Here is a 13,589-nt window from a genome sequence, read left to right as displayed (position 1 = left end):
CCAACTTGAAGGACTCGTCCTGAACCGAACTGCCTTCAAAGCTTCCTTCAGAATCTCCTTTGTCGTAATCCCGGAACAAACAAACGAAATGCTTCGGAGGCTTATTAACGATAATTGACAAAGAATCCCTACCACCCGATACTTTTTTCTATGATCCATGGCAATCCGGAGCCTCTGATGCAAGCTGAGCTAACAGATACAGAGGTCGATTCGAGTCGCCTGATGGGCATCTTCGGAGCTTGCACCTCGAACATGCTTAACATGATAGGTGTTGGGCCTTTTCTGAGCATTCCCCTTGTTCTGGTCGCGGTACATGGTTCAAAGGTCTTGCTCCCCTGGATTCTAGGCGCTGCGATCTCCTTGTGCGACGGCCTCGTATGGGCGGAGTTAGGGTCTGCCATGCCTCGCTCTGGCGGACCCTACTTTTACTTACGGCATGCATTTGGAGCGCAGTCCTATGGCAGGGTAGCAAGTTTTCTTGTCCTTTGGTCCTCTGTGCTCACAGCGCCTCTTCTCATCGCCTCGGGCGCAGTAGGCTTTTCGCAGTATTTTCATTACCTCTGGCCAAGCCTTCAAAATGCAGGTCTTTGCGCGCTGGCGATGGCCGTCTGTTTGATCAACGTCGTACTGCTCTATCGCAGGATCACTACGATCAGCGCTATATCAATTGGCCTTTGGATCTTGGTCATTGGAACGATCCTCTGGATCATCGTAGGCGGAGCGGAACACATTCCGTCTGCTCTCCGAGAGCAGTTCAGCGGTGGATATCCGGCCTTGAACGGCGCTTTTTGGAAGGGCGTAGGGGCCGCGACTCTGATAGCCGTCTATGACTATGCCGGGTATTACAACGTCTGCCTGATTGGCGGCGAACTGAAACGCCCGGAACGAACCATCCCATACTCGATAATCATCTCCATCTTGCTCGTAGCTATTCTCTACATCGCCATGAACTTTGCCATTTTAGGTGTACTGCCACTTCAACAAAGCATGCATTCAAGCGCCATCGTAGCGGACTACATGCAGGTGGTCTACAGCGTCAAGTATGCAAAAGTGGTGGATGTCCTAATTCTGGTTGCATCCTTCGCCTCCGTATTTGCGATCCTGCTCGGCTACTCCCGCATTCCATTTGCTGCCGCAAGGCAAGGAGAGTTTTTCAGTATCTTTGCGAAGGTGCATCCTACGAAAGACTTTCCACATGTCTCACTGATTATCCTTGGCCTTCTCTCCGCCGCCGCCTGCATGCTCAGCCTTAGTACACTCATCAGTCTGGTAATTGTCATCCAGGCGATGGTCCAGTTTCTTGCCCAGTGCGTCGCCGTTGTTCTATTGCGCAGGCATCATGCAGGAGAAAACAATCTTACATTTCGTATGCCGTTCTATCCCTTGCCGGCTGTGATCGCTTTTGTTGGATGGCTCCTGATTCTTATCTCCAGTGGGATAAGAAATATAGTTTTAGCTCTTTCAATCACTCTCGCAGGAATCGCCGCTTTTCTTTATAAATCACGTCAGGAACGAAGTTGGCCTTTCGAAGCCTTATGACTAAGCGCCAGAATATCGCCGTTGCCGGTGGAGTCCATGGAGAGCGAATGTCGAACTTGCCGATGGATCCTGCGTTCGCCATACTCGCCAAGCAGCCAAGAGAGGTTCTTCGGGATGCAAAGGTTGTACGTGAAGCAGTCTCCGCGGCACGGCAGGGAACTAGCCCGTGGTCGTCAGATGTAAACATCGAGATTGAAGACCGCTATGTCCCTTCCGTCGATGAGGAAGGGCCGCGAATACCTGTGCGTATCTATCGAGGAAGAAATGCGGTGGGCACATTGCCTGTGCTGCTTTACCTTCACGGGGGTGCCTTTTTCTGCGGAGACCTTTTCTCTGAAGAGCTGCAATGCGTCCGTTACGCTCTCGGAGCGCAGTGCGCTGTCGTCTGCGTAGCATACAGGCTCGCACCCGAGGAGCCATTTCCGGCCGCTCTTACAGACTGTTACCGGGTACTGGAGTTTCTTTGGAACGAGAGCCTGGATCTCAACCTCGACCGAGACTTTATCGCGTTGGGAGGCTCCAGTGCGGGCGCTAATCTAGCAGCCGCAGTCGCTCTTCTTGCGCGTGATCGGATGGGACCAAAGATTTGCTTTCAAATGCTGCTGGTTCCTGCCCTGGATGATCGTTTGGAGACACAGTCTGCACTTCAATTTACAGACGTGCCGGACTTTGCGAGACCTGAGGCAGAAGTGATGTGGCATTGGTACCTGGGAGAAGACGCTGATGACGTCTCACCCTATGCGGCGCCTGGACGAGCTGAAAATCTCTCGAACCTGCCGCCATCGTACGTTCTCTGTGCTGGGCTTGATCCGTTTCGAGATGAAGGTCTCAACTATGCGCATCGTCTCACAGAAGCCGGGGTGGCCGTCGAACTCCACTTAGTGCCGTCCATCCCTCATGGCTTCGCTAGCGTTCCATCTGCTGAGACCTCAATGCGTTTATTGAACGAGCAGGTTGAAGTATTGCGTGGTGCATTTCGCTCAAAATGGAGTAGTTTGTGAGTCGACTCTCATCAACCTATTTTCACCGGATAGAGCGGAAGTTTAGCATTTTTATAGATTATTCAAGGCGGCAGGATGAGTAAAAATCAGGTATTGATAGGCAGTCCAGCATTAATGCGCCAGACGAACGCGCGCACAATTCTGATGTTGTTGAAGAAGCTGGGCGCCTGCTCGCGTGCAGATCTAGTTCGCGAAACTGGTATGAGTGCTCCAACTGTTGCAAACGTCGTCTCCGATCTCAACGATCTTGGGATCATTGAGTGGATCGGGGAAGGCGTGTCGGGTGGAGGGCGTCGGCCGGAGAATCTTCGTTTCAAAGCAGACTACGGATGTCTTGCGGGAGTCGATGTTACCGCAGACTCAATTCGTATATTGTTGACCGACCTCAACGGCACGCTTATAGAGGAGCAGCATGAACCGTTGCCGAAGGATGCCCGCACCCCGAATGCTGTCATCGAGGTGTTGCGCGCGTCGCTGCGAACAATCATGCAGAGACATAGTCTGCCATGGAAGAAGCTGCTTGCGGTAACAGTAGGCGTGGCGGGGATTACCAATGTTAGAGATGGAATCGTCATCTCAGTCAGTGACGCAAACACATGGAGAGACGTTCCTTTTCGCGACATGCTGAAGCAGCATCTTCCGTGCTCTATTTTTATTGAAAACGATACGAATCTCGCTGCAATCGGCGAACACTTTCGAGGCATAGCCCAGTCAGAAGATAGTTTTATCTTCGTCTCTGTCGGACTAGGTGTAGGTGCCGGAATATTTTTGAATGGCCGGATAGTGCATGGGGCAAGTTGGTCGGCCGGAGAAATCGGTTATCTCCACATCCCAAACGTCTCTAGCGTGCAGCCTTTGTTGTATGAATTCGGCCGCCTCGAGCAGGTACTGGGTGGTCCCGGCATTCTAAGAAGCTGGAATGCGGTGAGTAACAAATCTGGAGCCGCGGTAAAGGCCCGTAAGGCAAGCAACGTGCTTGACCTGGCGCTCGAAGGCAATGCGGCCGCACAAAAACTTGTCCTTCAACGAGCTCGTCTGCTCAAGGACGTAGTCCTCAATCTCTCTCTCACCCTGAACCCAGGTCTCTTTGTATTCGGAGGTGATCTTGGCGCCCACGCAGCACTCTTGGAACCAACAGTAGAGATGCTGCACAAGAGTGAAGTCGCGGTAGCCCGAGTGCTGCCAAGCAGTCTTGGAAGCTCCGCGGTCGTATGGGGTGCCGTCGCTGTTGCAATGCAAGACTCAGAGCAAAGACTAATATCACTGCTAAATCCAACAGGGGGGAAGATGTAGTTTCGTAAAACCTGTATGGCGGAACTATTTCTTATTGGATGTAAGTCAAGACTCCTTTCAAATAGCTTCTAGAGATAGCCAGGGAACGAGATTGCATGTCATCATCTTGGTTGACTCCGCAACCGCTAGGCTGACGCAAAATGCTTGGTCCACCGAGGCATGCTCTGGCAATACTCTTCATTGCCCGCTCTTCATACCGGAAGATAGCTTGTTTTAGCGTGGCGCCACTCCAATTTGTCCCGTCGGGAAAAGCGCCAAAAGTTCCCATGATTATTATGAAAATTTATTGACCGGCCATGATCGTAATGATAGGTTCATAAGTATCTTTTGGCTCAAGTTGTTATGTAGTGTTCCGGATGAACGTCGTACGCATAGCTGTGAGGCGGCTCGCTCTCAGGCTGCGCATCTTTTATCGACGCACTAATGGGAGGTTTCGCATTTCGCAAATGCCGAATCGCTCTCTATCCGAACGCTGGGCTGGCTTTGTCATGGTCACTTGGGTTGTATCGTCGACCCGCTCCCTTGTCCTGTTTGCTCAAGGCAGTATCACGACTTCGCTCACCGGTTTTATCTCAAACTAGTCTGCGCAACTATACATAACCGAGTCCCCAAACTCTCAACCGCCGGCGTGTGAGAACATGCCTCCCCGACTTCCAGGAGATCTGATGAAGCGCACTTTCCTTTCCCTATTCCTGCTCTATGGCCTCATCTCACTAATGATTCCCAAGGCAGCAGCGGCGCAGGGGACGTGCGCCACGGCATGGAGTGATTCAATGGTCTACACCGCAGGCATGACGGCAAGTCAGAGCGGAGAGAACTACGTTGCCAATTGGTGGACGCAGAACCAAAGTCCGGCAACCAACAGCGGCGGGGCCGGCAGTGGCCAACCTTGGACAGCAACGGGTGCTTGTTCGACCTGCACGGCCGTCCCCAGCGTTCCAACTGGATTGAACGCCTCAGGCACGACCGATTCCAGCACCAACCTAAGCTGGACTGCGGTCGCTCCTCCTTCTGGCTGCAGTGTTAGCTACAAGGTACTGAAGAGCGGCGCCTCCATCGCAACCACCACTACAACATCCGACGCCGTGACGGGTCTTTCGCCTTCGACTGCCTATAGCTTCACGGTGGAGGCGACGGACACCGCCGGCACATCGGCCCCAAGTTCTGCGGTAAGTGTGACCACCCTGGCAAGCTCCTGCACGACCGTACCCAGCGCTCCAACGGGATTGAAGGCCACAGGCACGACCGATTCGACCACGAATCTAAGCTGGACCGCAGTCACTCCCCTTTCTGGCTGCAGCATCAGTTATTCGATCTCGGGAGGGCCTTCGACCTTAACCACAACCACTGCGTCCGACACTGTGAGCAGCCTGACTCCTTCGACCTCTTATACTTTTACGGTGGTAGCGAAAGACCATGCTGGCACATCTCCAGGTAGCTCGGTAACTGTGACGACATCCGCTCCAAGTTCGCTGATTGTTGGCGGATGGTTCGAAGAATGGAGCATCTATTATGCCGGCTACAACATCTCGAACATGCAAGCCAACGGCGTTGCCGATAAGCTGACGCATCTCTTCTACGCTTTTAGCGCCTTGACTGCACCTACGTCCGCCACAGCGGCATGCGTACTCGCCGATCCGTATGCCGATTACCAGAAGACGTCTGTTCCCCAAGTGACCGGACCCTACAGCGGAGCCGGAGGCGTCTACGGAAACTTTGCCGCAATCCAGCAACTCAAGGGAGCTCATCCCAATCTGAAGACGCTGATCTCTATCGGCGGCGCAAACGCACCTAACACTGCGGCTTTTGTGAGCGCCGCCAGTACCGCCGCGGGACGAACGGCTCTTGCCCACTCCTGCATCAACATGTTCATCCAAGGCAATCTCGCGTCGGGCATCACCGCTCCCGGCTTATTCGATGGCATCAATATCGATTGGGAGTTCCCGGCTGCGACAGACAAAACTAACTTCACTGCCTTGTTGACGGAGTTCCGCAATCAACTAACCACCTTGACGGCAACCACCGGCAAGAAATATCTCCTAACCTTCGACGCGCCTGCCGGTCTGTCCGATGCGAATAACCCAGGAGGCTACGATACGATCGATATTCCAGCCACCTTCGCGCAGTCGGATTTTGTAACGATCGATGGCTATAACTACGCAGGTGATTGGGAGCTGGCGACGAACGACGCGTCTCCACTCTATGATGCTCCGGCTAGCCCGCTGTATGGAACAGGTCTAACAATCGACGCAACGGTGCAAGCCTATCTCGCGACGGGTGTCCCAGCATCGAAGTACACCATGGGCTTCCCAGCATACGGCGCAGGTTGGACGGGCAATCTTACCAGCTCGAACTGCGGCGAGTACCAGAACGCAACTGCAGTCTCTCCAGTGCCGAATGCCAACGGCGTTGGGTCGTGCTCGACCGGGAACAATCAGTCTTCACCTGCGGCAGGTTGCGACGTCATGTTGACCAGCGGACTTGCTACCTACGGAACAATCCAGAACCTTCTGCACAACGGATACTCCGCCTGCTACGACTCCACCAGGGCCGCCACCTCCGCGTTCAACTCATCGACCCACACCGTCTTCAGCTACGACGACGCGACTTCGATAGCGGCAAAGGTTACTTACATCAAATCCCACGGTCTTGGCGGCGGCTACGTCTGGGCAGTGAAAGACGATGACGCCAACGGGACTCTTGTGAAAGCACTGGCTACGGGTCTCAACCCATAGGGATCTGTAGAAGATGCAACGAGAGTCGTTATCGCCAGTCAGATCGCGGGTAGCCGCTATCTGACTGGCGCTCAAACCGACTGGAGACTAACTCCAGCGGTAGCGCGGAAAACGTAGTCATTTGCGTTACAAACGAATACTTGCCTCAGATGGCAATGCTTTAGGAAAACTAGGAGAGGCCCCATGCTAAAAACAGAGTCCGCGGTTTGTTCGACGAGATTCAACAGTTCAATGTTGCGTACAGAAGCCGTGTTCGTCTCGAATGCAAAGAAAATAAGACCCAACAAGGCGCACTCATACCTGCTTTTGTTGATAACGATTTTGCTCATGTTCTGTTCGCCCACGCGCGGACAGGATCTGGCAGGTACCTTCACCGGCACCGTCACAGACACCACCGGCGCAGCGATTTCGCATGCCACGATCCTGATCACACTCAATGGAGTAAGTGGCAACTCCCGCGTCGCGCAATCAAACGACGCAGGTAACTACACCGCTACCAACCTCCCTGCAGGGACCTATACGGTCAATATCTCGTATCCGAGCTTCGCGACATTCTCAGCGCGCAATGTCGTCCTGAATGTGGCGCAAAAACGCACAGTGAACGCACAACTAACAATCGGATCCCAAAGTCAGACTGTAGAGGTAGAAGATAATCCGGTGAGCGTAGATACTGCGAGCAGCTCTCAGTCCGGGACCATATCTGGTACGCAAGTACGCGAGTTGGAGTTAGTCAATCGTAACTTTCAACAGTTGGTTACGCTGCAACCAGGCGTCGTGAATCTGCTCGGCGATCAGCCTGGTTTTGGCGGACTCAACAGCGTGTCCTCCATCTCCGTCAACGGCGCACGTACTACCGCAAATAACTGGTCGGTGGACGGTGCGGACATCAACGACAGCGGCTCAAATTCCACCCTGCTCAACATCCCCAGCATCGACGCCATCCAGGAGTTTACGCTGGAGCGAAGCTCCTACGACGCCAGTTTCGGACGCAGCGGAGGCGGCCAGGTTCTGGTCGCCACTCGCTCCGGCACCAGCTCGTTTCATGGCTCGGCTTACGAGTTTGTGCGCACGGCGAACACCGAAGCAAACACCTACTTCAACAAACAGCAAGGTCTTCCGCGCGCACCGGATCACTACAATAACTTTGGCTTTACCTTAGGCGGACCTATCTTTATTCCGCACGTCTACAACGCGGATAGGAAGAAGACCTTCTTCTTCTGGTCAGAGGAGTGGCGTAAGATCACTAGCCCCTCGTCGAACAACGTAGCCGCACCTACTACTGCGGAGCTGGCCGGCTCGTTCTTCTCCGCGAATCAGCTCAGTGCGCCGGCAGGTTGCATCACCGGATGGACTCCGTTTGACCCAAGTACCGTCACGGGCGGCGTCGGTACGATCAATCCTTCCTGCTATAGCGCGAACTCGAAGGTATACCTGGCGCAGATCTTCAGTAAGAACGTGGCTAACTACACAAACATCAATCCCCAGACCAACTTTACCAATGGTGGTCAGATCACGTCTTTCTCTACACTGAATAACTTCCGCCAAGACTTGGTTCGTATAGACCACTACTTCAACGACAAGCTGCATTTCTTCGCACGCGGCATGCAGGACGACGCTCCCAGCAACCTTCCTACTGGACTGTGGGGAGGGGCTAACTATCCGGGACTCGTAAGCGTCGGCATCAATGCCCCTGGTAAGAATGTGGTGGCTAACCTAACCTGGACGATCTCCCCGAAGATGGTAAACGAGGTGGAGTTTGCCTACTCGCAAGGAACAATCAACGGCAAGCTCTCCGGCCCAGCAAACTCGCCCGACGTTCTTTCTTCGCTGACTAACAATCTCGCCAACCCCGATCCCTATGGACGCATCCCGAGCGTGACGATCTTGGATGGATCCGTCACAGGCGTGTCGCAAGGCAGTGCTCCATACAATGAGCGCAATCTGGATCGGAATATCTTTGATAACTTCTCGGTGACGCTCGGCAATCACACCTTGCGCGCAGGCTTTACGGCGCAACAGATGTTGAAGACCGAGAACGCCTCTGTGGGTAACCCAAACTTCACCTTCAATACCTGGGGAGACTTCCTGCTGGGCAATGCTTTCCAGTACTCGCAAGCCAGCCGAGACATCATTCCGGATCTGCGCTTTTGGAATACCGAAGCATTTGTTCAGGATGACTGGAAGGTGAACCGCAGGCTGACTGTAAATCTAGGTCTTCGCTGGACACGATTCCCATCCCCTTCGGATGCGAAGAATACGCTGACCAACTTTGATCCGTCGGTATACAAATCGACTCAGGCCCCGGCTCTGGACAACACTGGAAACTTTGTCTCCGGGCAAGCCTACACGCCTGCGACATACGCCAACGGGCTGATCTTCCCGCAGGGCGCTGCCTGCAACGCAGCTCAGACTATCTCTGCGCAGGTTACTTGCTCTCCCTATGGCAACCTCGTGAACCCCAATAACAACTGGAACTTCGGACCTCGTCTCGGCTTTGCCTACTCTCTCTACGGAGAGGGCAAGACGGTTCTCCGCGGCGGCTTCGGTCTGTTCTTCGATCGCACGCTCGACGGCACTTGGGAGCAGAATGCATTCGGCGATCCGCCTCTGGTGCAGACCACGACCATCGTCAACGGATCGTTCGACAACCCGCTGGGAGTTGGCTCTGCCGCACCTCCGCCTCTCGGGCCGAACGGACTGACAACAACGGGTACTCCCACCTTCAAGGTCCCCTCGTATGCAGCCTTCAACCTTTCATTGCAGCAGCAACTGGCCTCTACGACCATCTTGGAGATCGCGTATGTTGGTTCAGAGTCCCGGCACATGCTGGGCGAACTGGATACAAACATACCCACGCTGGCCACACGGGAAGCAAATCCCGATGTTCCCCTCAATAACCTTCGTCCCTATCTTGGCTATTCATACTTCCATAGCAGGGTACCCGTCTTCACCGCCAACTATAACTCGCTACAGGTATCGCTGAATCATCGGACCAGACGAGACCTGACATTAGGAATCTCCTACACCTGGTCTAAGAATCTGACCGATCAGTGGAACGATCGCGGCACGCCCAGCACAGGCGGAGCTCTTAGCGGTCCTCCCGGCAGTGCCAACACCTATGCCTATAATCCGAAGCTTGATTACGGACCATCCGGTCTAAATCAACCACAGATCTTCATCTCCAACTTCGTCTATAAGGAGCCATTCTTCCGCGAGCAGCACGGCCTGACTGGACATGCGCTTGGCGGCTGGGAACTTTCGGGCATCGTCTCTCTGAACTCGGGGCTATCGACAAACGCCTATCAGAAAGTTGATCCATTCGCCTGTGTCTTGGATACCGATAACCCGAACGTATGCGCAGCAGACAGAGCGCCAGGAACTACTCTCGGCGGTCTGGGCATGGTAAGTCCGAACGCAGATGTCTCTCCTCGTCCTGATCAGGTCTCTGCAATTCACCTGACCAAAACTCAGTCCCAATGGTTCACTACCGATTCTTTCGCTACAGCCCAGGGACACTTCGGCAGCAGCAAGGTTGGAAACATCTTGAGTCCAGGTATGGAAAAGATCGATCTCGGCTTGCTGAAGAACTTCAGCTTCAGCGAAAACATCAACCTTCAGATGCGCGCTGAGGCCTTCAACCTCTTCAACCATACTAATTTTTGGCTCATAGATACTGGCATCGGAAACGGTACCTTTGGACAAGCCACAAGCGCTCATGCGCCACGCACGATGCAGTTCAGTGGAAAGTTCTACTTCTAACCTCTCCCCCTAAACTGAGGACAAGGTCGGAGCGCAAGCTTCGGCCTTGCCTCGAATTGAATCGACGAAACGCAACATAACTACTACTACTCAAAAGTTCTATGCGAAAACCTGATCAGCGCTCCCATGAGAGGCCCTGCTTGCCGAACGAGGTTCTCACGCTGTCAAGCCCCCAAAAACACTTACGCTTAGCGCTATTACTTTAAACGCAAGCACCCAAAGAATTTATCTAACAAAGAAAAACCCTAACTAAGTGGCACTTTAGTTATAGCCAGCTAAGTAAAATAGAACTAGAAACAATAAGAGTGCGGCATGGATTAATTCCAACCCATCTCCTTTGTTTCCTCATATTTAGCTGCAACTGATTTGTTGTCTGGATTTTGCCGTCTCCATTATTCGCAAGCCGCAGATAATAACGGCTTCATGGAAGGGAGGGGGGAGGGGTCCCCTCCGAGTAGCGTTGTGAGAAGACCTAACAGACGTACTAGACGCCTCTGCAACGAAGAAAGGTGCCATGTTTAAGTCAGGTGTGATGCGTACGGGTTGGGCAACTTTGATCTTCTATCTGGCACTATCTGGCAGCAATTCGTTCGCAGGAGCGAAGACACAGCTTCCTGTCATTCCTCTCCCGGCGACTGCGGCACAAGGATCAGGGAGTCTGCTGATCGATCATGGCTTGCAAGTTGTATTCGAGGGACATACTGAACCACGCCTCGAACGAGCGAGAACGCGGTTCTTAGCCATCCTGTCCCGCGAAACAGGAATCTCCGAGGTCCCCGTCCCGCCCTATAGCCGAGCGAGGCTCGTCATCAAGACCTCCGGACCAAGTGCACCGGTCCAGCAGCTTGGTGAAGATGAGTCATACCATCTGGAGATCAAGCCCAATGCGGCACTCCTAACTGCGCCTAATCCTCTCGGCGTGCTGCACGGACTGCAAACTTTTCTTCAACTGGTCCACAGTACCCCGGAAGGCTTTGCGGTCGCAGCAGTGACAATCGATGACAAGCCGTGCTTTCCCTGGCGCGGACTGATGATCGATGCAGGAAGGCACTTTATGCCGCTCGATGTAATCCGGCAGAACCTCGATGGTATGGAGGCAGTGAAGATGAATGTCTTGCACTGGCATCTCTCCGAAGATCAGGGCTTCCGTATTGAGAGCAAGACCTTTCCCTTGCTGCACGAAAGAGGTTCGGACGGTCTGTACTACACGCAGGATCAGGTTCGAGGCATTCTCAACTACGCTCGCGACCGTGGCATTCGGGTCGTCCCGGAGTTCGACATGCCAGGTCACGCGACATCGTGGTTCGTCGGATATCCCGATCTGGCGAGTGGCAGCGGACCGTACCAGATTGAGCGGCACTGGGGAGTCTTTGACCCGGCGATGGATCCTACCCGCGAGAGCACCTACCGCTTTCTCGACCGGTTCATTCTGGAGATGACCGCGTTATTTCCAGATGCTTACTTCCACATAGGTGGAGATGAATGCAACGGGAAGGAATGGGACGCGAACCCACGCATCAAGCAGTACATGCAAACGCACCATATCCAGGATAGCGCTGCTTTGCAGGCCTACTTTACCGGTAAGGTGCAGAAGCTCGTCACCGCCCATCACAAAATTACGGTGGGTTGGGATGAGGTGTTACAGCCAGATACGCCTCGCGATGTTGTTATCCAGTCGTGGCGCGGCCAGGACTCTCTGGCAGAGGCTGCGCGCCGCGGCTATCGCGGGATTTTGTCGGCAGGTTACTATATCGACCTGAATCAATCGGCAGCCGATCATTACGCCGTGGATCCTCTCGTGAACGGCACGACCACGCTCACCCCAACGCAAACAGCAAATATCCTGGGCGGGGAAGCGACGATGTGGACGGAGTATGTCAGCCCTGAGAACATAAACGGCCGAATCTGGCCGCGAACCGCCGCCATCGCAGAGCGGCTTTGGTCGACTCAGGATGTAAGAGACTTCAGCTCCATATACCAACGTCTCAATACGCTCTCACAAAAGCTGGCATATTACGGTTTGCCATATCTGAGTGTCCGCGAGCAGATGCTAAGGCGCTTGAGCAGCGATACCGATCCAGCAGTTCTACAAGTCCTTGCGAGTGTGGTGCAGCCACCCAGGGATTACGCTCGAGAAGGGTTGAATTCCTACGACGTCTTTTCTCCTCTGAATCGACTTGTCGATACGGTTCCTCCCGAAAGCGACACGGCAAGGGAGTTCAATGAAATTGCCAAGCGAATCGCAAACGGAAGAGCTACCCCCGGAGATTGGCAAAAGGCGCGTCAGTGGCTGACGTTGTGGCGAGATAACGATGCGGCTCTCCGGCCCTCGCTGGCGAACTCTGCATTGACAGACGAATTAGTACCGCTATCGCACAATCTCTCTCAAATAGCCACAATCGGTTTACTCGCCCTCGACACCTTGGAAAATACTGTACCAGTAAGCACCGAAAAGAAGAGGGAACAGCTATCCGCACTCAAGGAGCTTGAGAAACCGGTAGCCGTTCTGGTGAACATGATCGTCCCGGGTGTGGCAACGCTAGTACAGGCAATCAAGACTCAATAGATTCACCGCTAAGACATTGTGCTCTCCCTGGAGGGTGTGCTGCCGCAATGGCGGCGTCAGTGAGGAGGTGGCACTGGTGGCGGTTGGCATCGTCGTCATGGTGTGGACCCCCCTCCCCCGGGTTTCTTGCTTAAATTCTTCGAATGAAGAGGCTTGGCTTTGGACCTGATGGATCCACTGGCGAGCATTCGGTTAATTGCGAAGGCCCGGCTTTTTGGGCCGGGCCTGTCTCGTAGTTACTGCTGCTTCGAACTTCGTTTTTCTTCTATTTCAATTTTATCGATTTCACTAAAACTAAAGTGCCACTTTTATTTAAGTTATTCGCTTTGTTTTGAGCCAGTTAGATATTTAAGGGGCTTGACATGCGATTTTGCTGAGGAAAATGCATAACGCTGGAGGTGAAGGTCGATCTCCTTTGGCATTGCCTCACGCCGCGAATACGACCGTTTAATCTCTATGGTTGCTTTTAGATAGGCCTTATCGAACTCGCGATGGGCGCTCTTAAGCGATCGTCGCAGAGTTGGAGCGACGCTCCGGGTCCAGGGATTGGCGAAATTTGCAAACGGGAATAAATCCTATTTAGATGTTTTTAAGATTATTACAGAGCTACATGTTCGTGAAGCGATAACGCTACACGTCTGTTTTTGGATGGTTGCCGTCATCAGAGATGTGTCCTGATGGGTGCAGTTCAATCAT

Annotated in this window: 6 protein-coding genes; all 6 read left to right on the top strand. The window is 53.4% G+C overall.

Annotated elements, in window-relative coordinates; translation table 11 throughout:
- Positions 1-114 precede the first annotated feature (114 nt).
- The 6 genes from HB393_RS05610 to HB393_RS05585 all read left to right on the top strand — a co-directional run bounded on the left by HB393_RS05610 (position 115) and on the right by HB393_RS05585 (position 12,893).
- Complete coding sequence (locus HB393_RS05610; RefSeq protein WP_255550839.1) at positions 115-1,539, top strand: APC family permease; 1,425 nt, start codon at positions 115-117, stop codon at positions 1,537-1,539.
- Complete coding sequence (locus HB393_RS05605) at positions 1,536-2,540, top strand: alpha/beta hydrolase (RefSeq protein ID WP_213804184.1); 1,005 nt, start codon at positions 1,536-1,538, stop codon at positions 2,538-2,540. The genes HB393_RS05610 and HB393_RS05605 overlap by 4 nt, the downstream gene beginning before the upstream one ends.
- A gap of 201 nt (positions 2,541-2,741) precedes the next feature.
- Positions 2,742-3,833 carry an ROK family protein gene (locus tag HB393_RS05600; protein ID WP_213804183.1) on the top strand — a complete coding sequence of 364 codons (1,092 nt, stop codon included), beginning with the start codon at positions 2,742-2,744 and terminating at the stop codon, positions 3,831-3,833.
- A gap of 665 nt (positions 3,834-4,498) precedes the next feature.
- A complete protein-coding gene (locus HB393_RS05595; protein WP_213804182.1) occupies positions 4,499-6,568 on the top strand; it encodes a glycosyl hydrolase family 18 protein in 2,070 nt (689 codons plus the stop codon).
- A 327-nt stretch (positions 6,569-6,895) separates the two neighbouring features.
- The gene (locus HB393_RS05590) at positions 6,896-10,327 is read left to right on the top strand and encodes a TonB-dependent receptor (RefSeq protein ID WP_255550838.1); all 3,432 of its coding nucleotides are present in this window, start codon (positions 6,896-6,898) and stop codon (positions 10,325-10,327) included.
- Between the two features lie 514 nt (positions 10,328-10,841).
- Positions 10,842-12,893, top strand: coding sequence for a family 20 glycosylhydrolase (locus HB393_RS05585; RefSeq protein WP_213804180.1), 2,052 nt, complete (start codon positions 10,842-10,844; stop codon positions 12,891-12,893).
- The last annotated feature ends 696 nt before the right edge of the window (positions 12,894-13,589 follow it).

The organism is Granulicella sp. dw_53, from assembly GCF_018449545.1.
Taxonomy (GTDB): domain Bacteria; phylum Acidobacteriota; class Terriglobia; order Terriglobales; family Acidobacteriaceae; genus Edaphobacter.
This window is presented reverse-complemented; position numbering and strand designations above follow the sequence as displayed.

Bases quoted from the DNA above. Each gene is read 5' to 3' on its own strand.
- HB393_RS05590 (WP_255550838.1), top strand. From the start codon at position 6,896: ATGTTCTGTTCGCCCACGCGCGGACAGGATCTGGCAGGTACCTTCACC.
- HB393_RS05595 (WP_213804182.1), top strand. From the start codon at position 4,499: ATGAAGCGCACTTTCCTTTCCCTATTCCTGCTCTATGGCCTCATCTCA.
- HB393_RS05585 (WP_213804180.1), top strand. From the start codon at position 10,842: ATGTTTAAGTCAGGTGTGATGCGTACGGGTTGGGCAACTTTGATCTTC.
- HB393_RS05605 (WP_213804184.1), top strand. From the start codon at position 1,536: ATGACTAAGCGCCAGAATATCGCCGTTGCCGGTGGAGTCCATGGAGAG.
- HB393_RS05600 (WP_213804183.1), top strand. From the start codon at position 2,742: ATGAGTGCTCCAACTGTTGCAAACGTCGTCTCCGATCTCAACGATCTT.